21 protein-coding genes are annotated in these 25,015 nt (G+C 73.6%); 16 read left to right on the forward strand and 5 right to left on the reverse strand.

Annotation, left to right across the window (positions count from 1 at the left end; genetic code table 11):
* Positions 1-5 precede the first annotated feature (5 nt).
* From ABD126_RS28570 to ABD126_RS28610, 9 genes are all read left to right on the forward strand, one after another.
* Positions 6-1,715, forward strand: a complete 1,710-nt coding sequence (locus ABD126_RS28570; RefSeq protein ID WP_343937062.1) for a hypothetical protein — start codon at positions 6-8, stop codon at positions 1,713-1,715.
* On the forward strand, positions 1,712-3,850 hold the full coding sequence (locus ABD126_RS28575; RefSeq protein WP_343937063.1) for a hypothetical protein: 2,139 nt from the start codon (positions 1,712-1,714) through the stop codon (positions 3,848-3,850). Before ABD126_RS28570 ends, ABD126_RS28575 begins: the two co-directional genes overlap by 4 nt.
* A complete protein-coding gene (locus tag ABD126_RS28580) occupies positions 3,847-5,142 on the forward strand; it encodes a hypothetical protein (protein ID WP_343937064.1) in 1,296 nt (431 codons plus the stop codon). The genes ABD126_RS28575 and ABD126_RS28580 overlap by 4 nt, the downstream gene beginning before the upstream one ends.
* A complete protein-coding gene (locus ABD126_RS28585; RefSeq protein WP_343937065.1) occupies positions 5,139-5,669 on the forward strand; it encodes a hypothetical protein in 531 nt (176 codons plus the stop codon). The genes ABD126_RS28580 and ABD126_RS28585 overlap by 4 nt, the downstream gene beginning before the upstream one ends.
* On the forward strand, positions 5,666-6,265 hold the full coding sequence (locus tag ABD126_RS28590; protein WP_343937066.1) for a hypothetical protein: 600 nt from the start codon (positions 5,666-5,668) through the stop codon (positions 6,263-6,265). The genes ABD126_RS28585 and ABD126_RS28590 overlap by 4 nt, the downstream gene beginning before the upstream one ends.
* A gap of 162 nt (positions 6,266-6,427) precedes the next feature.
* Complete coding sequence (locus tag ABD126_RS28595; RefSeq protein ID WP_343937067.1) at positions 6,428-9,121, forward strand: RICIN domain-containing protein; 2,694 nt, start codon at positions 6,428-6,430, stop codon at positions 9,119-9,121.
* A gap of 400 nt (positions 9,122-9,521) precedes the next feature.
* Positions 9,522-9,881, forward strand: a complete 360-nt coding sequence (locus ABD126_RS28600) for a PadR family transcriptional regulator (RefSeq protein WP_343937068.1) — start codon at positions 9,522-9,524, stop codon at positions 9,879-9,881.
* On the forward strand, positions 9,878-11,233 hold the full coding sequence (locus tag ABD126_RS28605) for a permease prefix domain 1-containing protein (RefSeq protein WP_343937069.1): 1,356 nt from the start codon (positions 9,878-9,880) through the stop codon (positions 11,231-11,233). The genes ABD126_RS28600 and ABD126_RS28605 overlap by 4 nt, the downstream gene beginning before the upstream one ends.
* A 254-nt stretch (positions 11,234-11,487) precedes the next feature.
* Positions 11,488-12,171, forward strand: a complete 684-nt coding sequence (locus ABD126_RS28610; protein ID WP_343937070.1) for a Crp/Fnr family transcriptional regulator — start codon at positions 11,488-11,490, stop codon at positions 12,169-12,171.
* On the opposite strand, the gene ABD126_RS28615 is transcribed toward ABD126_RS28610, so the two are convergent.
* Positions 12,168-12,818 carry a hypothetical protein gene (locus ABD126_RS28615; protein WP_343937071.1) on the reverse strand — a complete coding sequence of 217 codons (651 nt, stop codon included), beginning with the start codon at positions 12,816-12,818 and terminating at the stop codon, positions 12,168-12,170. The two genes, ABD126_RS28610 and ABD126_RS28615, sit on opposite strands and share 4 nt — an antisense overlap.
* Positions 12,819-12,919: 101 nt before the next feature.
* Positions 12,920-13,450: a CGNR zinc finger domain-containing protein gene (locus ABD126_RS28620; protein WP_343937072.1), complete on the reverse strand. Its 531-nt coding sequence runs from the start codon at positions 13,448-13,450 to the stop codon at positions 12,920-12,922.
* A 48-nt stretch (positions 13,451-13,498) separates the two neighbouring features.
* On the opposite strand from ABD126_RS28620, the gene ABD126_RS28625 reads away from it, so the two are divergent.
* On the forward strand, positions 13,499-14,455 hold the full coding sequence (locus tag ABD126_RS28625) for an EamA family transporter (RefSeq protein ID WP_343937073.1): 957 nt from the start codon (positions 13,499-13,501) through the stop codon (positions 14,453-14,455).
* Positions 14,456-14,666: 211 nt separating this feature from the next.
* Complete coding sequence (locus tag ABD126_RS28630; RefSeq protein ID WP_343937074.1) at positions 14,667-15,089, forward strand: SSI family serine proteinase inhibitor; 423 nt, start codon at positions 14,667-14,669, stop codon at positions 15,087-15,089.
* A 48-nt stretch (positions 15,090-15,137) separates the two neighbouring features.
* Here ABD126_RS28630 and ABD126_RS28635 read toward each other — a convergent pair whose 3' ends face one another.
* On the reverse strand, positions 15,138-16,544 hold the full coding sequence (locus ABD126_RS28635) for an aminotransferase-like domain-containing protein (RefSeq protein WP_343937075.1): 1,407 nt from the start codon (positions 16,542-16,544) through the stop codon (positions 15,138-15,140).
* Between ABD126_RS28635 and ABD126_RS28640 the strand changes: the two genes are divergently transcribed.
* The gene (locus ABD126_RS28640; RefSeq protein ID WP_343937076.1) at positions 16,543-17,490 is read left to right on the forward strand and encodes a DMT family transporter; all 948 of its coding nucleotides are present in this window, start codon (positions 16,543-16,545) and stop codon (positions 17,488-17,490) included. The two genes, ABD126_RS28635 and ABD126_RS28640, sit on opposite strands and share 2 nt — an antisense overlap.
* 171 nt (positions 17,491-17,661) lie before the next feature.
* On the opposite strand, the gene ABD126_RS28645 is transcribed toward ABD126_RS28640, so the two are convergent.
* Entirely contained in the window at positions 17,662-18,084 is a 423-nt protein-coding gene (locus tag ABD126_RS28645; RefSeq protein WP_343937077.1) for a hypothetical protein, read from the reverse strand.
* 52 nt (positions 18,085-18,136) lie between these two features.
* A complete protein-coding gene (locus ABD126_RS28650) occupies positions 18,137-18,556 on the reverse strand; it encodes a hypothetical protein (protein ID WP_343937078.1) in 420 nt (139 codons plus the stop codon).
* Positions 18,557-18,760: 204 nt separating this feature from the next.
* On the opposite strand from ABD126_RS28650, the gene ABD126_RS28655 reads away from it, so the two are divergent.
* The 4 genes from ABD126_RS28655 (at position 18,761) to ABD126_RS28670 (ending at position 24,895) form a co-directional block, all read left to right on the forward strand.
* Positions 18,761-18,991, forward strand: a complete 231-nt coding sequence (locus ABD126_RS28655) for a DUF2268 domain-containing putative Zn-dependent protease (RefSeq protein WP_343937079.1) — start codon at positions 18,761-18,763, stop codon at positions 18,989-18,991.
* A gap of 408 nt (positions 18,992-19,399) precedes the next feature.
* Entirely contained in the window at positions 19,400-22,759 is a 3,360-nt protein-coding gene (locus ABD126_RS28660; protein ID WP_343937080.1) for a non-ribosomal peptide synthetase, read from the forward strand.
* Entirely contained in the window at positions 22,756-23,880 is a 1,125-nt protein-coding gene (locus ABD126_RS28665; protein ID WP_343937081.1) for a cytochrome P450 family protein, read from the forward strand. Before ABD126_RS28660 ends, ABD126_RS28665 begins: the two co-directional genes overlap by 4 nt.
* 31 nt (positions 23,881-23,911) lie before the next feature.
* Positions 23,912-24,895 (forward strand): aldo/keto reductase, encoded by a 984-nt coding sequence (locus ABD126_RS28670; RefSeq protein WP_343937082.1) that lies wholly within the window; start codon positions 23,912-23,914, stop codon positions 24,893-24,895.
* The last annotated feature ends 120 nt before the right edge of the window (positions 24,896-25,015 follow it).

A 25,015-nucleotide genomic window follows, 5' to 3' on the forward strand; every position in this document is an offset into this window, starting at 1 on the left:
CCGCGATGACCGAACCGCGCAACCTCGCCCCGTTCGACGCCTGCCCGGCGTGCGGCCACGACTTCGGCGTCGCGCCCACCCAGGGACCGCCCAGCCTGCACCTGGCCGTCGCGCCCGGACCCGGCGGGCGACCGCAGTGGCGGCTGAGCCTGTTCGACGACCACGGCGGCCCCGGCAAGCACTGGCAGTCCCCGGGGTACGACCCGACGCAGGCGCAGGACGTCTACTGGCTGTGCGGCGACGGCCACCTGTTCTTCGACCACCACCTCCAGGGCGTGCGCCGCACCACCGCCCGCATCGACCGGTTCGGCAGCGCGGCGGCGGTCGGCGCGGTCGCCGCGGGCAAGAGCTACCTGCTGCTGCGCACCCTCAACCAGGACCTGTCGCTGCCGCCGGCGGGCCGCGACTCCCGCACCGGCGCGCCGCCGGTGAAGATGAGCGGCACCGCCTTCGAGGAGCGGCCGATGAAGGCGCTGCGCCGCGAGTACGACTCCACCGTCTACGACAACGTGCCGCTGGACCCCACCAGCCTGCAGGAGATGGTGCCCGCGCAGTTCCTCTGGGACGTCCTGGGCGAGGACCTGGTGTCGCAGATCCGGCAGATCCACACCGAGCTGCTCGGCGCCAGCCCCGACCGCTGGGGCGCGGTGGTGCGCCAGCCGATCGTGCAGCGCTACAGCGTGCGCGGCCGGGTCGTCATCACCTCCGTGGCCGACCTGCCCGGCGAGTTCTTCAAGGCCGAGACCTACGACCAGGAGTACCGGCAGCGCGCCCTGGCCAAGTACGACAGCCTGCTGTGGACGATCGACCCGGTCGTGGAGGGCTCCTTCACCCGGTTCCTGCCGCCCGGCGACGCCGACCGGCTGACCCGCAGCAGCATCCGCCCCGACCACGAGACCCTCGGCGACGTCGCCCGCGCCCGGTCCCGGCGGCGGGTGCAGCAACGCGACATCGCCGACCGGCTCACCGCCCAGGGCGACTTCGGCAAGGACGACGGCGCGACCCGCAAGCTGCTGGTGTGCCTGACCAAGGCCGACCTGATCACCCACGCGGTCCGGCAGGGCAGGCGGCTCACCGAGCTGGGCCGGACCGACGCCGTGGTCACCGGGGTGGCCGACTACCTGGTGGACGTGTCCAACCGGTGCGCCGGGCCGATCGGGCACGAGGCGGTGGTGGAGCAGGCGGCGTGGACCGCGCTGGTCCGCGACCTGACCCAGGACCTGGACGTGCCCGAGATCCGCGAGGAGATCGCCCGGCACGTGGCGCGCGAGCTGGTCGCGCACTACAGCGACGGCGAACGGCTGTGGAACCTCATCCACGACGGCGGCCAGGACCGGATCACCGTGGACGCGGGCGGTTCGGAGACCGAGCTGACCCGCCGGATCCCGGTGCCCTCGATCGACCAGCACGTCGCCGCGTCGCTCACGCCCGGCGAGGGCGGGTTGCTGCGCCGGCGCGACCTGGTGATGTCGGCGCTGACCTGCGGCCTGGTCTACGGGCTGGGCATGGGGCAGACCGTGCGGCAGCTGTTCGAGCAGCGGTGGCGGGAGGTCCGGTTCTACCTGTGCTCGCCGTTCGGGGACGTGCCGGTGCTCTCGCCGGGTACGCTGGACCGGTTCGAGCTCGACGGCGGCCACGAGTTCCCGGCGGCCGGCGACCCGTCGGCCGCGCTCACCCAGCTCAAGCTGGGCCTGCTCGCGGGGGTGCAGCTGTGATCCCGGTGGAGCTGGTGCAGTGGGGCGGGGTGGCGGGCGGCGGGTTCAGCCCGGTCGACGACGGCGGGCTGCGCCGCGCGCCCGGCCCGTTCCGGTCGGTGGCGCAGGACCTGGTGCACGCGCCCGACGGCGTGCCGCAGCCGACGCCGGACCTGGACGCCCGCTCGGCGCTGGGGCTGCGGGTGGTGCCGGTGCCCGGGTCGGGGTCGTGGTGGTGCTTCTCGGTGCAGGTGTGCGGCGGGCGGTTCGGGCGGACCGGGGTGTGCCAGTTCCTGTTCGCCCCGGCGGACGGCACCGACGCGTGGCGGCTGTGGGAGAGCTGCGTGGCGGCGGTGGCCTCCGGGGACGGGCTGCTGCCGTGGGGGCTCGCGACCGCGGGCCTGCCCGCCGACCCCGAGCCGGTGGGCGCCGCCGACGCCAAACCGCTGGGCGGCGCCGCCGACGCCGTGACCCTGGTGCGGGTGCTCACCGGCCTGGTCGAGGGGCACGACGCCGTGCGCGTGGACGGTGCCGAGACCGAGGTCGCCGCCGCCATCGCGGGCGCGCTGCGGGTGCTGCCGCACGCGGTGGCGCGGGAGCGGGTGTGGACGACGTTCCTGGCGGCGGCGCCGGGCAACCCGCGGCTGCCCCGGGTCACCGGCGCGTGGCCCGCGGCGCTGCGCGGCACCGCCACGGCCGACCGGGTCGACCGGTGGCTGGACCGGAAGCTGGCGCTGCCGTCCACTGTGGACGACGAGTACGACGACACCGCCGCCGCCGTGCGGTGGTTGGCGGCCCGCGTGCGCGAGCCGGCCGCCGTGGACCGCTACCGGCCGTTGCCGACGATCGGCGCGCTGGTGTCCGCGGTGGTGGAGAACGAGCTGTGGCGGCTGGAAGCCGGCCAGGTGTGGCCGGCGCTGCAACGGGGTGAGGAGCGGGTGCTGCGGGCGGAGAACGAGCCGCAGCTGGTGTCGTGGCTGCTGGTGAACCCGTCGCGGGCCGTGGAGTGGCTGTGCGGCACCGCGATGGGACTGGCCGGGGAGTTCGCCGACACCGTCTTCCGGCTGCTGGTGCGGGAGAACCCCGACGGGCTCGGGCTGCCGACCGACGACCCGGTGTGGTTCGACCGGTCGGCGGAGCTGGCGCGGCGGCTGTGCCCGACGCGGGACGAGCGGGTCAAGCTCGCGCGGTCGCTGACCGGTGACGTGCGCGCGCTGGGGCCGTGGTTCGAGGCGTTGGGCCTGGACTCCCGCGACGCCGACCTGGCCGACCTGTTCCCGGTGACCGAGGCGGCCGTGGTCGAGGAGGTCACGGCGCTCGGCGACCTCGGGCCGCGGGGGGAGCGGCTGCTGTCCGGGTCCGCGGAGCCCGCAGAGGTCCTGCTCCGGTTGGTGGCGGCCGTGCCGCCGCTGTCGGCCGGGGTGGCGGTGGCCTGGCTCGGGCGGGTGGGCGCCGAGTCCGAGCGGCGGCAGCTGTTCCGGGCCGTGCTGGGGCGGCAGCGGTTCGCCGGGCAGGCGTCCGGGTGGCTGCTCGACGCGTTGCGGTCCACAGAGGACGGTGGCGTTCGGGACGTGGTCGCCTCGCTGGGGGCCGGCGCGTTCGGGCCAGGGGAGCCGCCCTCGCTGGAGCTGTCGTCGCTGTGCGTGGGGATCGCGGCGCGGTCGGCCGAGCCGGCGAGCTGCTTCGCGGTCTTCCTGGACGTCGTGCGCGCCGCGGTCGGCGAGACGCACCGGGAACGGGCCGACCGCGACCGGTGGCGGGCCGCCGAGGCGGCGGCGCGCGAGGCCGCCGAGCACTGGGAACGCGAGTACCGCGAACTGCACCGGGACCACCGCGCGCTGCTCGGGCGGGACGGCGCGCGCGGCGCGAAGCGGAAGGCCGAAGCCCGGGAGCGCAAGGCCGAGGCCCGGGAGCGCGAAGCCGGGGCTCGGGAGCGGGAAGCCGAGGTCCGGGAACGCGAAGTTGGGGTCCAGGAGCGGCGGGCCGACGCCGGGGAGCGGGAAGTCGACGCCGAGGAGCGCAGCGGCAGGCACGCCGTGGACCACGGCCGCCGGTTGCTGTGGCAGCGCAACGCCGGTGTCGTCCTCGCCTTCGTCGTGTTCCTGACGCTGCTGGTGAGCCTGGCCCTGGCCGTGCAGCAGATGTTCCACCGATGAGCCGGGGGACCATGAACGCCACCGAGGCCGCGCAACAGGTCGAACACCTCACCGACCGGGCCGTGATCGAGTTGACCGGGGTGCACGGGGCGTCCGGCGTGCGGCCCCCGCACCTGGCGCACCTGGTGGCGTTGTTCGACGTCGCCAAGCGGCAGGCGTGGGCGGTGGTCAACGGCAGTCCCCTGGTGGAGCGGGACGCCGAGCTGTGGCGGTTGCGGGAACCCGGGTTGCTGCGGGCGGTGTGCGACGTGCCGGTGGCGCAGCCCGGCGGCGTGCTGGCGTTGCTGCCCGTCGCGATCACGTGGGGCCTGCTGGGCGTGGCCGAGGCGATGTACCTGGCCGGCGACCTCAGCGCGGACCTGGGGGAGCGGCCACCGTTCTTCGCCTACTGGCTGAGCCTGCCGCCCCCGCTGAGCCCGTTGCTGCTGTCGGTGCTGATCGTGGTGACCGTGGCCGTGCTGATGGTCCGCTACGTCAAGCCCGCCCGCGCGCGCCGCCGCGCCGACCGCGCGGACCGGGTCGTGCACCGGCTGGAAGCGGACCTGGTCGAGCCGCTGGCGACGTTGTGGGCCGCGCGCCCGGTGACCGACCAGGGCGAGCAGACCCGGCGGCTCGCGGTGGAGCTGACGTCGGCGGCGCGCCGGTTCGGCGGGGCGGCCGAGCGGCTGGACGCGGCGGTGGTGACGGTGGAACAGCTGGGTGACGCGGTGTCCCGGCTGCTCGACGGCCTGCCGCACCTGGGTGCCCACGTGACCCGGTTGGCCGACGTCGAGCAGCGGATCGGGCGGGGCGCGGAGGTGCTGGAGGTCGCGGTCCGGTCGGTGACCGAGCTGGTGGACGAGGTCGGGCGGGCGGTGTCGTCGGCGGGTGCGGCGGTGGTGCGGGCGGAGGACGTGCTGGCGCGGGCCGATGTCGTGGCGGGGCAGGCGCGGCAGGTGGCCGCGGTGACGGCGGAGCAGCGGGCGGCCGTCGGGACGGCGGAGCAGCCCTTCGCCGAGGCGGCGGCGCGGGTGGAGTCGGCGGCCCGCGACCTCGGCGCGGCGACCGGGACCCTGCACGAGGCCGGCAAGCAGCTGCGGACGGCCATCCGCGAGGCCAACTGGATGGCGATGGTGGTGGACGGCCTGCGCGCGACCAACGGCGGACCGCACGGAGCCGACGAGTTCCCGCGGGAGGAGCCGACCGCGGGGACGCCGGCTGCCCAGGTGTCGGCCGCGGAGGTGCCAGCCGCGGAGGTGCCGGTCGCGAAGGTGCCGGTCGCGGAGGTGCCGGTCGGGGAGCGTCCCGCGTGAGGCGGCGGCACCGGCGCGAGGGGGACGGCGGGCTGGGCGCGGCGGGGTGGTTGTTCGCCGAGTTGGCGTTGGTGCTCGTGGTGATCGCGTTCGGCTCGGAGCCGCACCCGTCCCGCTCCGCCGTGCCCACGCCCTCGCCCTCGCCCTCGCCCTCGCCGTCGTCCTCGTCCTCGTCCTCGCCGAGTTCGCCCACCGCGCCGCCGTCGGGGGTGCAGCAGGAAGGGCTGGTGCTGGAGTCGGTGGTGTTCTTCGTGGCCGTCCCGCCGGGCGGCGCGGGTGTGCTCGACGCGTTCCGCGGTGAGCTGGACGCCCGCGTGCTGCCCAACCAGCGCGTCGGGCTGGTGCAGCTGTTCGGCGTGCCCCGGGGCGGGACGAGCGGACCGGACGTGTCGCGCGAACTCATGCGAGCCGTCGTCGGGCACGTGCCGAAGTTGCCCCGGGAGCAGCAGATCCGGCCGTTCCTCGGTGACGAGGGTGGGCCGGGGACGGTCAAGGTCGAGCTGTTCCTGATGACGGGGACCGGGTGATCGGGGTCCTGGACGCCTACGGCGGGCCGCTGGCCGGCCGGGTCGTCGCCGCGCTGGGCCCGGACGCCCGCGCCGCCGCGCCGACGGAGGTCACGGCCGGGTTCGACCTCCTGGTGGTGGTGCTGCCGCTGCGCGCCCGGCGGGTAGAGGACGTCACCCACAGCGCGCTGTCCACGCTGGGCTCGGTGGCGGCCGACCCGTCGATGGTGGCGTCGTTCCGGACCGGGGTCGTGCTGGTGTGGGCGGCGCTGGCCCAGGACCGGGTGGAGCTGTCCGCGCCCCGGGTGACCACCGAGTCGGCGGTGACCGCCTGGAACGCCGCGCCGCTCCTGCTCGGCACCGCCTGGGCCCGCGAACGCGCCCGCCACCCCGACGACGGGTCCGCCGCCCGCGCCCGCAGCGCCGCCCTCCGTCGCCTGGTGCACGCGCCCACCCACCACGACGTGGACGGCATCTCCCTGCCCGACGTGTGCACGCAGGTCGGCACCCTCGACCCGCACCACGTCCACACGCTGGCCGTCCGCCTGGACGGGCACCGCTGGTCCGGGGCGCGCTCGGTCGTCGCCGCCGTGCACCTGCGCGCGGCGCTCACCTAGACATCGGGTCATCCGCCAAATCGATCCCGCCGCGCGGGCTCTGGGTGCGGGGGTGGAAGTTTGAGTACAGTTCACCCTGTTTTCGTGCACTTCTGCTCATCCCCCTGCCACAGAATGATCGGAAACAGTGTGATGGGACTTCAGTCGCCCAGACGACTCCTCGTGACCGCCCTGGTCGCGCCCCTGCTCGCGCTCGGTCTCCACGCGCCGGGCGCGCAAGCCGCCACCACGACGATCGGCAACCTGACCGGCACCAGTCAAACCGGTGCCACGGTGACCCTGACCGCCGGCGCCGACCAGGTCCGCGTCAGCTTCCTGCAACCGGACGTCTTCCGCCTCCACCTCGCCCCCGGCGGCTCCTACACCGACCCCGGCAACGGCAAGATCCTCACCGGCACCAACTTCGGCACGGTCCCGGTCACGGTCAGCGACGCCGGCACGTACCAGAAGATCGAGACCTCCGCGGTCGTCCTGCGCGCCTACAAGAGCCCGCTGAAGTTCGCACTGTACAAAAAGGACAACACGACACTCGTCTGGGCCGAGTCGTCCGGCCTGTCGTGGGGTGACGGGCAGGCGCGCCAACGCCTGACCCGGCAGGCCGACGAGCAGTTCTACGGCACCGGCCTGCGGCTGGGCAGCTGGGCGCTGCGCGACCTGACCGTCCCGGTCGCCATCGACAACCACTGGAACGAGGGCGACAACGCCAGCCCCGCCCCGTTCTACATGTCCACCAACGGTTACGGCGTCGTGCGCAACACGTGGGCCCCGGGCAGCTACGCGTTCGGCCCGACCGTCCAGACCACGCACAACGAGAACCGGTTCGACGCGGTGTACTTCGCGGGCGGGCTCAAGGACGTCCTCGACCGGTACACCGACGTCACCGGGAAGCCGTTCCTGGCCCCGATCTACGGCTTCGAGATGGGGCACGCGGACTGCTGGAACTCAAGCAGCCCCACCTACACCGGCACCAAGAACCGGCTCGACCACGTGCGCACGCCGGACGTGGTGAAGTACGCCGACCAGGCGCGGGCGGCGGACATGCCGTCGGGCTGGTTCCTGCCCAACGACGGCTACGGCTGCGAGTACGTGGACCTGCCGCAGACCGTGACCGCGTTGAAGAGCAGGGGTTTCCAGACCGGGTTGTGGACGCAGCGGTCGCTGTCCGACATCGCCTGGGAGGTCGGCACCGCCGGCACCCGGATGGTCAAGACGGACGTGGCGTGGGTCGGCGGCGGCTACCAGGGCGCGTTCGACGGCGTGGCGTCGGCGGTGGCGGGCATCGAGGGCAACAGCGACGCGCGGCGGTTCGTCTGGACCGTCGACGGCTGGGCCGGGACGCAGCGCAACGCCGTGGTGTGGACCGGTGACACCGAGGGCGACTGGAACAACATGCGCTTCCACGTCCCGTCGATCGCCGGCGCGGGCCTGTCGGCGCTGAACTACGCGGCCGGGGACGTGGACGGCATCTACGCCGGCAGCCCGGACACGTACTCGCGCGACCTCCAGTGGAAGGCGTTCACGCCGGTCATGATGTCGATGTCGGGGTGGGGCAACACCAACCCGTCGGCGGGGTACCACGACAAGCAGCCGTGGCGGTTCGACGCGGCGCACCAGGCGGTCAACCGGAAGTACCTGAAGCTGAAGATGCGCCTGATGCCGTACTTCTACACGATGTCGCGGGTGGCGCACGAGACCGGCGTGCCGACCACGCGGGCGATGGTGCTGGAATACCCGAACGACCCGGTGGCGCGCGGGAACCAGACCAGCCAGCAGTTCATGGCCGGTGACGCGTTCCTGGTCGCGCCGGTGACGTCGGCGGGGACCACGCGCAGCGGGATCTACCTGCCGGCCGGGACGTGGACGGACTACTGGACCGGGACGGTGTACCAGGGACCGGGGACGTTCGACGGCTACAGCGCACCACTGGACCGGCTGCCGCTGTTCGTCAAGGGCGGCGCGATCGTGCCGATGTGGCCGCAGATGAACCACAGCGGCGAGAAGCCGCGCACGCCCATCACGTTCGACGTGTACCCGCGCGGGAACTCGTCGTTCGAGCTGTACGAGGACGACGGCGTGACGCGGCAGTTCGCCTCGGGGGCCTACGCGAAGCAGAACGTGACCGTGTCCGCGCCGACCGGCGGGAGCGGGAACGTGACCGTGACGGTGGGGGCTTCGAACGGGAGCTACACCGGGAAGCCGTCGTCGCGCGGGTACGAGCTGGCCGTGCACGTGGCCGGCGCGCCGTCGTCGGTGACGCTGGGGTCGTGCGCGTTGACCCGGTACACCAGCCAGGCGGACTACGACGCGGCGGCGACCGGGTGGCACTTCAGCGGTGGGGTGCTGCACGTGCGGACCGGTGCGCAGTCGACGGCCGCCGCGTTCACGGTGACGGCCACGGGCGCCACGTTGCCGACGCCGCAGGCGATCCCGGCGCCCCAGCCGCCGGCCAACGGGATCTACACGCTGTCCAACAACGGGTCGGGGTTGGTGGTGGACGTGCCGGCCAGCTCGACCACGGTGGGGACGCAGCTGATCCAGTACTCCTACCACGGTGGCAACAACCAGCGGTTCCAGTTGACGGCGCAGGCGGACGGGACCTACGAGATCCGCAACGTCGGGAACGGGTTGTGCGCCGGGATGGCCGGGAGTTCGACGTCGGCGGGGGCGGTGGTGGCCCAGCAGACGTGCAGCGGTGCGGACAGCCAGCGGTGGCGGGTGAGCGGGACGGCGGACGGGTACGCGTTCACGGCCAAGCACAGCGGGTTGAGCCTGGCGCCCACGGGGACCGGGTCGGCGAACGGGCTCGTGCAGGTCGTCGACACGGGTGCGGCGCTGCAGAGGTGGACCCTGCGGTGATGACCCCGACGGCGGACGGCCCCCTGCCCGTCCGTCGTCGGCCCGTCGAGTGCGCAACGCCCGCCACCCGCCGTGGCGGGCGTTGCGCTGTCCACAGCGAGCCCACTCCGCCCTGCCGCCAGCCGCAATGCCCGCTCAACCCGGCCGCCGCCCGCCCCGGGCCGGCCCCGCGCCGCCTCGCGCGGCCCGCCGCCCGACTCGGCCGCCGCATCCCCGGCCTGCCGCCCGCCGCCCGACCCGGCCGCCGCAACCTCGGCCCGCCGCACTCCCAGCGCAGCCGCCGCACCCGCGCCGCCGGCAGCCGAAAAGCCGTGCCCCGCAAGCCCCAGCCGCAGGGGGTGCGTTGCGGCCCGGCGATACCTAGAACTACTATGCATCGCACATCTAGGGTGGAGGTGCGGTGAAAGTCGCCAAAGATCTTGTGGCCGCCTCGGCCACGCCGATGGTCCTGGGGATCCTGGCCGAGGCGGACAGTTACGGGTACGCGATCCTCCGGCGGATCAGCGAGTTGTCCGGTGGGGAGCTCGACTGGACCGAGGGGCTGCTCTACCCCCTCCTGCACCGCCTCGAACGGCTGGGGCACGTGGAGTCGAGTTGGCAGTCCGTGGCCGGTGAGCGGCGGCGGAAGTACTACCGGATCACCGAGAGCGGGTTGGCTGAGTTGGCTGAGCAACGGCGGCAGTGGGACACCGTGGTGGACACCCTCAAGGAGATCTGGCGCGGGGACTCCCGGCCGTTCGTCGCGGGGGTGCCGGCATGAGCGACGAGCTGGAGGCCCAGTTCGCCCAGTGGCGCTCCTACGTGCGGCGCCGGCGTGAGCTGCGCGGGGCCGACGTCGAGGAGTTGGAGGACCACCTGCGCGGGTCCGTCGAGGAGCTCACCGCCGCCGGCCTGCGCGACGACGAGGCGTTCCTGGTGGCGGTCAAGCGGATGGGCAGCCTGGACGAGCTGTCCCGCGAGTTCGCCCGCGAGCACTCCGAACGGCTGTGGAAGCAGCTCGTGCTCACCGGGGACTCCCAGGACCCCGCGGACCCCGGCAAGCGGCGTGAGCTGCTGGTGCTGGTGGCCTGTGCCGTCGGCGCGGCGCTGTCGGTCAAGCTGCCCGCGCTGTTCGGGGCCGGCCTGGACGAGGACGCCGCCTTCTACGCCACCAACGCGAGCCTGTTCGCCCTGCCCTGGCTGGCCGGGTTCCTGGCCTGGCGACGGCGGGCGGGCCTTGCGGTGGTCGGGGTGCTGGTCGGGCTGTTCGCGGTGGGCGCGGTGGCGGCCAACGCCTACCCGTTGGCCGAGAACTCCCAGTCCGTCGTGCTGACCGCCATCCACCTGCCCATCGCGCTGTGGTTCGCGGTCGGCGTGGCCTACGTGTCCGACGACCCGCGTTCGCCGCGCCGGCGGATGGACTTCGTGCGGTTCACCGGGGAGTGGTTCGTCTACTACGTGCTGATCGGGCTGGGCGGCGGCGTGCTGATCGCCTTCGTGTTCGGCACGTTCGAGGCGATCGGGACCTCCCCGGAGACCTTCGTCTCGCAGTGGCTGGCACCGTGCGGCGCCGCCGCGGCGGCGGTCGTGGCCGGGTGGCTGGTCGAGGCCAAGCAGAGCGTGGTGGAGAACATCGCGCCGGTGCTGGGGCGGCTGTTCACGCCGCTGTTCACCGCGGTGCTGCTCGGGTTCCTCGTCACGCTCGTGGTGACCACGTCCGGCATCGACGTCGAGCGCGAGGCGCTGATCCTGTTCGACCTGCTGCTGGTCGTGGTGCTGGCGCTGCTGCTCTACTCGATCTCGGCGCGCGACCCGCTGGCCCCGGCCGGCCTGTTCGACAAGCTGCAACTGGCGCTGGTGGTCAGCGCGCTGCTCATCGACGTGCTGGTGCTGCTGGAGATCACCGGCCGGATCACCGAGTTCGGCACCACGCCGAACAAGGCGGCGGCGTTGGGCGAGAACGTCATCCTGCTGGCCAACCTCGCCTGGTCGGCGTGGCTGGTGCTGGGCCTGGTCCGGCGCAAGGCGCCGTTCGCGGCGGTGGAGCGCTGGCAGACCAACTACCTCCCCGTGTTCGCGGTGTGGGCGTGGGTCGTGGTGCTGATCTTCCCGCCGGTGTTCGGCTACCTCTGAAGGGGGGGACCGACCCCGCGGCCACCCGGCGGGCCACCGCCGGGTGGCACCCGATCGGGTGGCCGGTGTACTCGGGCGAGCGCACTTCGCTCTTCTCAGGGGGGACGGGTGCGCTCGGGCGGGCCGGCCGTCCCGGGGGTCGGGCCGGCTGGGGGTCGGCCCGGCTCCCACCCCCGTCACACCGGCGACAACAGGCCCCGGGCTGTGCGAGAGTTGCCACGCGACATCGACTGACCACGACGGAGCCCGAGCCGATGGGGGACACCTGGCCGAGCCGCAGCCTCCTGGGCCGGCTCACCGAAGGCACGCGCCGACTGGTGCTCGCCCTGGGCGCGCCCGTCACCTACCCGGCCAACCACCTGGTGATCCGGGAGGGCGACCGGGACGGCTTCGCGGTGCTGGTGCTCGACGGCGCGGTCAAGGTCGTGGCCACCGACGCCGGCGGCGACACCGGGCTCCTGGCCGTCAAGGGGCGCGGCGACCTGGTCGGCGAGATGGCCGCGCTGGACGGCAAGCCCAGGTCGGCGGGCGTGGTGACCACCGGGCCGGTGGACGGCCGGCGCATCCCGCCCGACGAGCTGACCCGCTTCCTGAGCCGGCACGACGAGGTCCTGGTCGAACTGGTCCGCATCGGCAACGAGCAGTTGCGCTGGGCCAACGAGCTGCGCCGCGAGATGTCGCTGCCGGCGGGGGCGCGGGTGGCGCGCGTGCTGTTGCACCTGGTCGGGCTGCACGGCCTGCACACGCCCCGGGGCTGGGCGCTGGGGTACCCGCTGACCAAGATCGAGCTGGCGTCGATCGCGGGGATGAAGCCGCGCACGGCGGAGAAGGCGTTCTCGGAGCTGCGCACGGCCGGCGTGGTCGAGACCAGCCCGCGGCGGGGCGTCCTGATCCCGGACCTGGGCCGGCTGCACGACTTCGCCGACTCGCCGGCCTAGCGGCGGGCGCTGCCCTCGGGTTCGGCGTCCAGCGGTGCGGAGCGGGGGTCGAGCTGCACGTGGACGTGCCCCTTGCCCGCCTCGATGTTGATCACGTCGAGCTGCAGGGCGCCGACCGACCACGTGCCGAGCGCGAGGGTGCGCTGTTCCGACGCCAGCCCGACCAGCCGGCCGCGAAGCGGGTCGGGGGCGGTCAACGCCGCTTCGAACCCGCCCACCGCGACCGCCAGTTGCCGGACGGAGGTGGCCAGCGCGGTCCGGGCGACGTTCACGCCGTTGCCGGCCGACGGCGTCTCGGAGTACCGGCGCAGCTCGGCCGCCACCACGTCACGCCACCCGGCGACCTCCTCCGCGCCGGGCACCACGCCGGTGGAGGCGTCCGCCGGAGCCGCCTCGGCCATGCCGGTCAGGACCGGGGTCAGCCGGTCGCGGGTGCCCCGGGCCAGGTCGGTCAGCGCGCCGATCTGCGCCACGTCCCGCTGGGCCTCCGCCTCCCGCAGTTCGGCGATCCGGCGCTCGGTCGCGTCCGGGCCCGACGTCCACGCGCCCAGCAGGAACGCCACGGCCACGCCGAGCACGAACGCGGTCACCGCGCCGGCGGCGGCGGGCTTCCAGGTCGGTTCCGGGCGCTTGACGGTCTTGGCCACGACACCTCGCTCCGGTCGGGACAGGTCACCGAACAGCCTGCACCGGACGGGGAAGCTTCAACAGGGCGAAGACCGCACATGGCGACTATGCGACACCCGGGCTACTTCTTGCGGGCCCGGTACGCGGCCACGGCGACCCGGTTGCCGCAGGCCGTGCTGCAGTAGCGGCGGGAGCGGTTGCGGGAGAGGTCCAGGACGATGCCGTCGCACGTGTCGTCCGCGCACACGGCCAGGCGGCTCAGCTCGTCGGACCTGATCACGTCGATCATCGCCATGGCCGTCTCGGCGGCGATGCGGTCCGCGAACGGCGTGTCCGGGTGCACCACGTGGATGTGGTAGTCCAGCCCGTCGTGGCGCACCAGCTGCGGCACGGCGCGGTGGGCGGCCAGGGTCTCGTTGACCAGCCTCGCCGCCGTGTCGCGGTCGCTGGTCAACAGCCGGCGCAGCGGGGCCCGCAGGGCTCGGACGGCGGCCAGCTCCGCCGCGTCCCTCGTGCGCGCGCCCGTGTAGCCGTGGCGGGCGAAGAACGCGTCCACCTGGTCCTGCTCGGTCAGGGTGTCCGGTTCGACCGCCGTGTTCACCAGCTCGACCGCCGCGAGCAGCGACGCCACCGTGTCATGGGCGAAGACCACGTTGACAGATTACCAGGGCGGTCCATACGGTCATGAGTCATGGCCACCATGACCCATGACAGAAGCGCCGCCCGGCTCGGCCCCGGGATCGGCCTCGCGGTGCTGTCCGCGGCGTCGTTCGGCCTGTCGGGACCGATGGGGCGCGGGCTCATGGAGGCGGGCTGGAGTTCCGCCGCCGCCGTGGCGGTCCGGGTGCTGCTCGCGGGCGTGGTGCTGCTGCCCGCCGCGCTGGTCCAACTGCGTGGCGACTGGCGGCTGGTGCGCCGCAACCTCCCGCTGGTCACGGGGTACGGCCTGGTCGCGGTCGCCGGGTGCCAGCTGGCCTACTTCAACGCCGTGGCGCGCATGGACGTCGGCGTCGCCCTGCTGGTCGAGTACACCGCCCCGGTCGCCGTCGTGGTGTGGCTGTGGTTGCGCCACGGCCAGCGGCCCGGCCGGTTGACCGTCCTGGGCGCGGCGCTCGCGCTCGGCGGGCTTGTCCTCGTGCTCGACCTGCTCTCGGGCGCGGACGTGGACACCGCCGGCGTGCTGTGGGCGCTCGGCGCGATGGTCGGCGCGGCCGCGTACTTCGTGCTGTCCGCGCACGACCGGGACGGCCTGCCGGGGACCGCGCTGGCGGCGGGCGGCCTGCTGCTCGGCGGGGTGGTGCTGCTGCTGGCCGGCGCGCTGGGCGTCGTCCCGCTGACCGCCACCACCCGGTCCGTGGCGTTCGACGGGTTCACCGCGCCGTGGTGGGCGCCCGTGCTCGTGCTGGGCGTCGTCACGGCCGCGCTCGGCTACGTCACCGGCATCGCGGCGACCCGGCGGCTGGGGTCGCGGCTGGCGTCGTTCGTGGCGTTGACCGAGGTCCTGATGGCGCTGGTGTTCGCGTGGCTGCTGCTGGCCCAGGCGCCGCGCCCGGTGCAGCTGGCGGGCGGCGTGCTGACCCTGCTCGGCGTGGTCACCGTCCGGCTCGGCGAACGCCCCACCCAAACCACCGGTGATTCACACATCAAGGAAACCTAAAATGGGAAAACCTGCTCGTTGAGCCGTTCCGGGCAATGCGTCCCGCCACCGGTCGGTGTACTTCACGGATTTCACAGCAACGGGTGGTCCGATGGTGTGGCGTGCGAGTTTGCTCACCTTGAGCGCGGTTGTTCGTATTTCTAGGCTCGATTTCGGACCCGGCCCGACCGGTCGAGTCGAGAAGAACGCCGAATCCGTTCGAGGGAGAACCATGTCCCGCAAGCTGCTAGCCGTGCTCGCGACCACCGCCGCGGCACTGGCCGGCGTGTCCATGCCGGCCGCGGCGTCCGCCGCCACCCCCGGCTCCACCACCGCGCCGGAGGTGCGGCTGCTGTTGAGCGTCACCTTCTCCGACGCCGACCCCGTGCACTCCGGCACGCGCTTCGGCTACCTGACCTGCGACCCCGTCGGCGGCAAGCACGACAACCCCGTCGAGGCGTGCGCGGAGCTGGCCGCCGCCGACGGCGACCTGAGCGCGACCGACCACGAGAGCGGCGTCGCGTGCACGTTGGAGTACGCGCCCGTCACGGTCCGCGCGGTCGGCTGGTACGGCGACGAGCCGGTCAGGTACAAGAACACCTACGGCAATCACTGCGTCTTCGCGGCAACTGCCGGAGAAGTGTGGAACATCTGACGGAGTTTACCGGCGGGGGTCCCGGGTAAGGGCGGGGCCCTCGCGGCGTCACATTCGCGAAAGCGCCCGACCGATCACGCGGGCGCCATCGGGGAAACGTTCCGGATCGGGTCCCGCGAAGTTCAGGCGGAGGTAACTCCCCGACGGTTCCGCCGGGAACCACTCCGTGCCCGCCGCGATCAGCACGCCCGCCGCCTCGCAGTCGGCGGTCAACCGGTCGAGGTCGGTCTCGTCGGGCAGCCGCACCCACAGGTTCAGGCCGCCGGGCGGCACGTGGTCCAGGTGCGCCCGCGGCACGTGCGCGGCCAGGCTCTCCACCATCAGGTCGCGACGGGCGCGCAGTTGGTGCCGCAACGACCGCAGGTGGGTGCGCCACCCCGGGTTCGTGACCACGTCCAAGGCGGCTGCTTGCAGGAACCCGCTCACGTACAGGGACTGCGCGCCCCGGTCGGCCAGGACGCGGTCGCGCGCCGGCCCCCGGGCGACCACGGCGGCGACCCGGACCGACGGCGACACGTTCTTGGTCAACGACCGCAGGTACACCACGTGGCCGGCGTCGTCGTGCGCCGCGACCGGCCGCGCCGTGGTGTCGATGCCGAAGTCGTGCGCCCAGTCGTCCTCCACCAGGAACGCCGCGCGCGCCCGGACCACGTCCAGGACCCGCGCGGCCACCTCGGGCGACCACTGGGCGCCGGTCGGGTTGGCATAGTTCGGCTGCGCGTAGAACAGCCGCGCCCCGGTCTCCTCGAACGCCCGCGCCAGCTCGTCCGGGTTCGGCCCGGCCGGTCCGCCGGGCACCGGCACCACCCGCACGCCCGCCTGCGCGGCGGCCAGGATCGCGCCCCAGTAGGTCGGCGACTCCACCAGCACCGGCTGCCCGAACCCCGCCAGCGCGCGGAAGACCGAGCTGAGACCGCTCTGGCTGCCGGGCAGCACCACGACGTCGCGCGCCGCGGGCGGCGTGACCCCGACCGGAGTAGCGGCACCCAGCTCGGTGGCGAACCACGCCCGCAGCTCGGGGTGCCCGGCGGCGTCGGACCGGGCCAGCGCCGCCTCACCCCGGGCGGCGCGGGCGAGCGCGGCGCGGACCAGCCGTTCGGGCAGCAGGGCGCGGTCCGGGTAGCCGGAGTGCAGGGCGATGGCGTCGGCCGGGCCGGTCCGCAGCGCGGCCGACCGGGTCGGGATGCGGGCGTGCGGGGCGCGCAGAGCGCCGGTCTGCCAACCGAAGTCCGGCGGACGGGCGGTGCGCGCCGCGCGGACGAACGTCCCGACCCCCGGCCTGCTCTCCACCAGGCCGGACGCGCCCAGCGCGCGCAGCGCCTTCTGGACGGTCACCGGGCTCGCCCCGTACTCGGCCACCAGCGCCCGCGTGGACGGCAACCGCGCGCCCGGCGGCGCCTGGGCGATCCACGCGCGCAGGCCGGCGACGATCCGACCGGTGCTATCGTTGGACATGTCAGGGAACAGTAGCGCTACTCTGGACCGAACGACACCGCTATCCACCGGTCCGTGGTGGGGACTGCTCGGCGTGGCGGCGTTCTCGTTCACCGTCCCGTTCACCCGCATCGCCGTCGGCGCGTTCTCGCCGCTGTTCATCGGCGCGGGCCGGGCGGTCGTGGCGGCGGTGCTCGCGGCGGGCGCGCTCGCGCTGACCGGCCAGCGGCTGCCCACGGGACGGCAGTGGGCGCGGCTGGCCGTCGTCGCGGGCGGCGTGGTGGCCGGGTTCCCGCTGCTGACCTCCTACGCGCTGACCACGTCCCCGGCCAGTCACGGCGCGGTGGTGATCGCGTTGCTCCCGGCGGCGACCGCGGTCCTGGCCGTCGTGCGGGGCCGGGAGCGCCCGCCGGTGTCGTTCTGGGTCACCGCCGGGCTCGGCGCGCTGGCCGCGGTGGGGTTCGCGTCGGTCCAGGGCGGGGGTTTCGGGCGGCTGCACTGGTCGGACGCGTTGCTGTTCGGCGCGGTCCTCGCCGCCGCCATCGGGTACGCCGAGGGCGGGCTGCTGTCCCGCGAACTGGGGTCGTGGCAGACGGTGTCGTGGGCGCTGGTGCTGTCCGCGCCGCTGATGCTCGTGCTGACCGCGGTGTCGGCGGTGCGGCACCCGCCGGTGGGGACGCCGGTCGAGTGGGCCGCGTTCGCGTACCTGTCGGTGGTCAGCATGTTCCTGGGGTTCTTCGCCTGGTACCGGGGGCTGGCGATCGGGCCGATGGCGCGGGTCAGCCAGGTGCAGCTGGTGCAGCCGGTGCTGACCATCTCGTGGGCGGCGTGGCTGCTCGGGGAGGAGCTGACCTGGCCGACCGTGCTGGGCGGCCTGGTCGTCGTGGTGTGCGCGGGGACGGCCGTGCGCCGTCGAGTGTCCACAAAGGACGAACCGGTGTTGGTCGGCCCACGGGCGGCGGCATAGGCTCGCCCGCCGCCGCGGGGGACCGAGGAGCGCGATGCCCGAGCTGGAACTGCGCCACCTTCGCGATCGCCCCGGCGGCGAGCGAACGCCTCGCCGAGCGCGGCCGACCCCGGCGGTCGTCCGACCCCGGCGGCCGTCCGACCGCCGGCGAGCGGCCGAGCCCCGTGCGGGTCAGGCCTCGTTGGGCTTGTAGCAGTCCTTGAACCCGTCCGGCTTGGGCTGGTTGCCCGCCAGCAGCGCCACCACGTCGGCCTGCTTCAGGTTCTCCGGGTAACCCGGCCAGTCCGGCTCCTGCCCGTTGACGTGCAGCTCGTCCAGCCAGTAGCCGGACTGCCCGGCCACCTTCTCGAACTCCAGGTCGCAGCCCTTGACCCGCACGGTCGCCTCAAGGACCTTGTCGGACGTCTTGACCGTCCGCTTGCCGACCTTCTTGGACTTCTTCTTCTTGCTGTCGGACTCGCTGCGCGGCTCGCCGACGTTGCTGAAGCCGGCGGCCTTCAGCTCCTCGACGAACTTGTCGTCGCTGCTGGAGCACGCCGCCAGCGAGGCGGCGCAGCCCAGGGCCAGCAGCACGGACGTGACCTTCTTGTTCATGGCGCACAGCAAACATCGGCGACCGAAGCGCCGGGCCCCGCCGCGCGAACCGTTACCGCGCTGTGACGTGCCCGCTCACACCGCCCTCTCCCGCCGCCCTTTCCCGCCGCAGGCGCCGCACGCGCGCCACCCAGGCCGCCAGCCCCAGCACCGCCAGACCCGCGAGCAGCCACGGGTCGGTGGGCTTGCCACCCAGGTCCAGGTCCACCGCGTGGTTGTGCGCGTGCAGGGCGCTGGTCACCCAGAAACCGGCCAGCACGACCGCGATCACGTCCCGCCACCACAGCGCCGACAGCATCATCAGCCCGATCCCGATCTGGAACACCCCAGCGTCGTGCAGGAAGTGCTCGTGGTTGGGCCAACCGGTGAACCGGGCGAAACCCGCCGGGTCCACGCGGCCCCAGACGCCGGCGGCCAGCATCGTCACCGCGCCCAGCACCACCACCGACTTGACGATCACACCGTTGGGCATCGTCCGCTCCTTCCCGAGTCCGGTCACGACAAGGGACCGGGGAGCGGGCGTCGGACGTGACAGCCGGCGGCTGTGGCCTGCGGCACACCCGACCGTCCACAACGGGCTTGAGCCTGCGGCGACTGAACGGTCCAGCTTCGCCCGCATCGGTGTGCCGCACCTGACGGATGACGCGGTGTCGCGAAAGTCCTAACCGGACTCGACGTGACCGGCACGCGGAACTTCACCGCCTGGGTGCACGGTGACGAGACCGCCCTGCGCTACGGCGGCACCCCCGTCGGCCTGCCCACCGGCGCGGGCTGCGCGGCCGGCAACCGGCTCGTGGACGCCTACCTCGCCGCCACCGGCCGGACCGCGGCGCAGGCGCTGCCGGCCGACAGCCGGGACGTGATCGACACCGCGCTGCGGCTGCGCCTTCACGAAGGTCGGCGTTGAGGTCCGCCGGCCATTCCTGGTATTCGCGCGAGAACGCATTCGACAATGTTCGGGAGTCCGTACGGGATACTTTTCACACATTCGTCCGTCACGTGGAATTCCTGCCTGCCGAGAATGCTTCGCCGGGCCGAACGGGCAGTGTTGACACCCTTCGGAGAGCGCTTTTAGAGTCGTTGACATCGGGGGAGTTGTGTGACTCGCTAGGGGACATTGCGCAATGGCGCGTACACCGGAACACGGCCGCCGCACGGGCTCGTGGCCTCGGGTTTTCGGTCACCTTCGGGGAACTCCCTCCTCCCGCGCCCACTGCCGTCGGGGTGCCGCGGCGCCGTTATCGGCGCATTCCCCGCGTGGGTGACCGCGCGGTTCTCGCCCGGCAGCAGTTCCACTCAAGACCCGGAGGTCGGCATGTCACTGGACGAGTACGCGCTCTCGGTCCTCGGACCGGCGACGGACAGGGCGGGGTTCGCCAACCGCAGCTTCATCGCCCTGGGCGGTGACTCGCTGCGCGCCATGCGGTTGACCGCGCTGGCCCAGGAACGGCTCGGGCTGCGGCTGTCCGTGGCGGAGTTGCTGTCGTCCACCCCGCTGGCCACGGTCCTCGCCGGCGCCACCACCAACGGCGCCGGCGGCACCACCAACGGCGACGGCCCGACCGCCAACGGCGCCACCACGACCGGCGACGCGCCGCCGGCGGCGACCCTGACCCCGACGCAGCGCGGCATGTGGCTGATCGAGAACGTCCTCGGCGGCTCGACCTACAACCTGGTCTTCACCTCCCACGTGGACAGCGGCACGCTGGACCGCGCGGTGTTCGCCCGCGCCGCGCAGGCCGCCGCCGACCGCCACGCCACCCTCCGCACCCTCCTGCGCGAACAGGACGGCGAGGTCAAGCCGGTCGTGCTGGACCGGGTCACCCCGGACATCCTCGACATCGCCCACGACGGCCCGGACTTCGAGGGGTTCGTCCGCGCCACCGCCGCCGAGCACGGCCGGATCCCGTTCGACCTCACCGCCGCGCCCCCGCTGCGCTACCTGTTCGTCACCGGCGCCGACCGGCAGGCCGTCGTGCTGGTCGCCCACCACGTCCTGCTCGACGGCTGGGCGGTCGGCCTGCTGCTGGACGAGCTGTTCACCAACTACCGGGCGCTCAGCGCCGGCGAGCCGGTCAGGACGACGCCCGCGCCCACCACGGAAGCGTTGCTGCGCCGACACGAGCAGGACCGCGCGAGCGGCGAGTGGGACCGCCTCGCCGAGTTCTGGCTCAAGCACCTCGACGGCGTGCCGACCGTGCTGGAGGTGCCCACCGACGCGCCGCGCCCGACCGTGCAGGACCCGGCGGGCGAGCGCATCCCGCTCGACCTCGACGCCGAGCTGACCACCCTGGCCGAGACCCGCGCCCACGACCTCGGCATCACGACCTTCGCCCTGCTCCTGGCCTCCTACGGCCTCGCGCTGAGCCGGTGGACGGGCGTGGACCGGCTGCTGGTCGGCGTGTCCCTCTACGGCCGCGACACCGCCGAGCTGGCCGACCTGATCGCGGTCGCGGGCAACCTCGTCCCGGTGCTGGTGGAGGTGGACGACGACGCGCCCGCGGCGGACTACCTGCGCGCGGTGCAGGACTCGCTGGCGCGCAGCATCGAGGCGGGCGCGCTGCCGTTCGACGAGCTGGTCACCCGCCTGGGCGTGGAGCGCGGGCTGAGCGCGCACCCGTTGGTGCAGGTGTCCTTCGGCATGCACGACCAGCTCGTGCCGCAGCGGATCGAGGCCGGCGACGTGGTGCTGCGCGTCGAGGAGGGCCACGGCGGCGGCGCGCAGTTCGACCTGTCGCTGCTGTTCGGCCGCTCCCGTCCGACGCTGGGCGCGCAGCTGGAGTTCGCGACCGCGTTGTGGGACGCCGCCGACGCGCGGGCGTTCCTGGACGACTACACCACCGCCGTGCGGGAACTGGCCACGGCCACCGGCAAGGTCGAGGACCTGCGCTGCCTGTCCGCCGAGCGCAGGGCCGTGCTCGACGCGGTCAACCGGACCCGGCGGGAGTTCCCGGCGACCACCGCGGACGGCCTGTTCCGCGCCGCCGCGCGACGCACCCCGGACGCCGTCGCCGTGCGCGAGGGCGACCTGGAGCTGACCTACGCGCAGCTCGCCGGCGCGGCGGCCGAGCAGGCGCGGCGGTTGCGGGAGCTGGGCGTCGGCCGCGGCGACCGGGTGCTGGTCGCGCTGGACCGGTCGATCGCCGAGGTCGTGGGCGTGCTGGGCATCGCGTGGGCGGGCGCGGCGTACGTCGGCGTGGACCTGGCCCAGCCCGAGGCGCAGGTCCGCCACATCCTGGCCAAGGCCGCGCCGAAGGCCGTCCTGGCCACCAAGGACGTCTCCCACCTGGGCGTGCCGGCCTGCGCGACCTGGGAACCGTCCTGGGAAGCGTCGGCCGCCGAGCCGACCGCGACCGGGCCGGACGACCTGGCCTACATCGCCTTCACCTCCGGCTCCACCGGCCTGCCCAAGGGCGTCGCCGTGCCGCACCGGGCGGTCGTGCGCCTGGTGCACGAGCCCGACTTCGTCCACTTAGGACCCGAGGACCGGGTGCTGCGGCTGTCCCCGCTGGCCTTCGACGCCTCCACGCTGGAGCTGTGGGGGCCGCTCGCGGGCGGCGCGGCGCTGGAGGTGCACCCCGCCGGCCTGCCCTCGCCCAGCGAGCTGAGCGGGTTCCTGCTGGAGCGCGGCGTCACCGTCGCGTGGCTCACCGCGGGCCTGTTCCGGCTGGTCGAGGAGTTCGCGCCGGCCGGGCTGGGCGGGTTGCGGCAGCTCGTCACCGGCGGCGACGTGGTGCCGCACGCCCACGTCGCGCGGGTGCTGGAGCGCCACCCCGGCATCGTCGTGACCAACGGCTACGGCCCCACCGAGAACACCACGTTCACCACGACCCACTCGGTGACGTCCCCGGCGGAGGTGGACGGCCCGCTGCCCATCGGCACCCCGCTGCCCGGCACGCGCGTGCACGTCCTGGACCGCCGGCACCGCGTCGTGCCGCCGGGCGCGGTGGGCGAGCTGTACGCGGCCGGCGAGGGCCTGGCGCACGGGTACGTGGACGACGAAGCCGAGTCGGCGCGCGGGTTCGGCCACTTCTCCCCGGACGTCCCCGACCGCCTCTACCGCACCGGCGACCTGGTGCGCGTCGACCGCGCCGGCCGCCTGCGCTTCCTCGGCCGCCGCGACGACCAGGTGAAGCTGCGCGGGTTCCGCATCGAGCTGTCCGCCATCGCCGACGTGTTGACCACCGACCCGCGGGTGCGCGACGCGGCCGTGGTCGTCACCGACGGGGACAGCGCCGACAAGCGGCTGCTCGCGGCGATCGTGCCCGCCGGCCCCGTCGGCACCGACGAGCTGCGCGACCTGGTCGCCGACCGGCTGCCCGCCTACATGGTGCCCACCCTGTGGGCGGTGGTGGACCGGCTGCCGGTGACCGGCAACGGCAAGGTGGACCGCCGCGCGCTGGCCGCCGTCGCCGCCCCGGCCGGGCAGCGCGCCGCCGCCCCCGCGGCCAACCCGCTGGGCACCGCGCCGTCGCTGTTCGCGCGGGTGCTGGACAAGCCCGTCGAGCTGACCGGCGAGACCGACTTCTTCACCGTCGGCGGCAACTCGATGGGCGCGGTGAAGCTGCTCCGGCTGATCCGCGACGAGCTGGGCGTGTCCGTGCGGCTGCGGGACTTCCTGCTCGCGCCCACCCCGGCCGGGCTGAACAAGCTCATCGAGGCGGCGAAGTCGTGACCGGGGCCGTCCGCGACGACGTGCGCGGCATGGAGTGGGACGACGGGCTGGAGTGCTGGGTCGTCTCCGACCCGGCCGTGGCCCGCGTCGTGCTCAACCACCCGGGGTTCTCGTCGCAGACGTCCAAGCGGCTGGGCGAGCTGTACATGACCGAGGAGTCGCGGCGGGAGCACCGGGCGCTGACGGAGTTCCTGCGCCTGTGGTTCGTGCACACCGACGGCGAGGAGCACGCGGCGCTGCGCAAACCCATGCAGCGGCTGTTCTCCGCGTCCTTCACGCGCTCGCTGGCCGGGCGCGTCGAGGAGATCGTGGACGCGTGCCTGGAGGACCTGGCCGCCGACCCGGCGCACGACGCCGTGCCGACCGTGGCCGAGGGCGTGTCCGGGCGGGTGATGGGCCACATCGTCGGCGTGCCGCAGGAACCGGCCGTGCTGCACACGTGGTCGAAGACGCTGTCGGGCTTCATCGCGGCGATGTACCGCCGCGACCACGCCGAAGCCGCCCACCGGGTGATGCTGGAGATGACCGGGGCCCTCGCCGCGTCACCCGCCCTGGACGGCTTCCCCCGCGACACCGAGGAAGACCGCGCCCGCACCACGGCGACCTGGTCGATGATCCTGTTCGGCGGCCTGGAGACCACCGCGTCCCTGATCGGCTCCTGCCTGCTGGCGGTGCTGGACGACCGCGCGCTGTGGGACCGGGTGGCAGCGGACCGTCCGGGCGAGGTCGAGTCCCTGGTCGAGTCCGTGCTGGAGAAACGCCCACCGCTGCGCAACGTCGGCCGGGTGGTCGCGGAGACGTTCGAGTTCGAGGGCCTGTCCCTCAACGAAGGCGACCTCGTCCTGGTCTCCCTGGCCGGCGGCGGCCTGTTCGACGCGGACCTGAACGACCTGGCCCCGGTCGCCGAACGAGCCGACCGCCACCTGGTCTTCGGCCACGGCGCCCACTACTGCGTCGGCGCGCCCCTGGCCAGGCTGGAGGCGGCCACCGTGCTCCGGCGCTTCGTGCGGCGCTTCCCGCACGCGGCCCTGGCGGACAACGCCGTGGAATGGGGCCCGAACCTCGCGTACGTGGGCCTGGACCACTTGTTTTTGGCCGTGGACGGAAACCCGGCACCATGATCGGCGACCGTTCATGCGCACAGGGGAGACCATGAAGTATCGGAAGATCGGCACAGATCCGCAGCACCAGCGCGAAGTCAGCGTGCTGGCGTTAGGCGCGATGCTGTTCGGCACGGTCGTCGACGAGGAGCGGTCCTTCGCGGTGCTGGACCGTTTCGTCGAGGCCGGCGGCACGTTCCTGGACACGGCGAACAACTACGCGTTCTGGGTCAACGGCACGCAGGGCGGCGAGAGCGAGGCCCTGCTGGGCCGGTGGCGGCGCAGCCGGGGCATCACCGACGAGGTCGTGATCGCCACCAAGCTCGGCGGCCGGCCGAAGGTCCCGGGCCGGGACTTCTTCAACCTGGAGGGCCTGACCCCGGAGGCGATCCGCACGTCCGCGGCCCGCAGCCGGGAAAACCTGGGCGTGGACCGCCTGGACCTGCTCTACGCCCACACCGACGACCTGACCGTGCCGCAGGAGGAGATCGTCAGGACGTTCGCCGAGCTGGTGGCGAACGGCGAGGTGGCCATGCTGGGGGCGTCCAACCACTGGTCGTGGCGCCTGGAACGCTGGCGCACCTTGGCCGCCGCCGCCAACCTGCCCTCCTACGAGGTACTGCAATACCACCACACCTACCTCCGAGCCCGAGCCGACATCCCAGGCCGCCGCTCGAAGGACGGCGACCAGGGCCTGTTCAGCGCGGAACTGATGACCTACCTACGCGACCGTCCAGACCTGACCCTGGTCGCGTACACCCCCTTGCTCTCCGGCGCCTACGTCCGCAAGGACCGCCCACTGGGCGAACTACACGACCACGCCGGCACCAAGGCCCGCCTGGCTGCCCTCAACGAGGTCGTACGCGAAACAGGAGCAACAGCCAACCAGGTAGTCCTGTCCTGGATGATCGGCGGCGACCTCCCGGTCATCCCGCTGATCGGCGCATCCTCAACAGCACAACTCAACGAAAGCCTGGAAGCAGTAGACCTAACCCTCACCGAAGACCAACGCACCCACCTGGACTCGGCACACTAGCCGCCAAGCGGGCAGTCCACCGAAGGGGACACAACCCAAGCCGGGCTTCTTGCTTGTGTCATCTCCGTATGGCCCGCCCGAAGGGCTACCACATTTTCCCGGGGTTGGGCCAAAAAGTTT

The organism is Saccharothrix mutabilis subsp. mutabilis (genome assembly GCF_039521145.1).
Lineage (GTDB): Bacteria > Actinomycetota > Actinomycetes > Mycobacteriales > Pseudonocardiaceae > Actinosynnema > Actinosynnema mutabilis.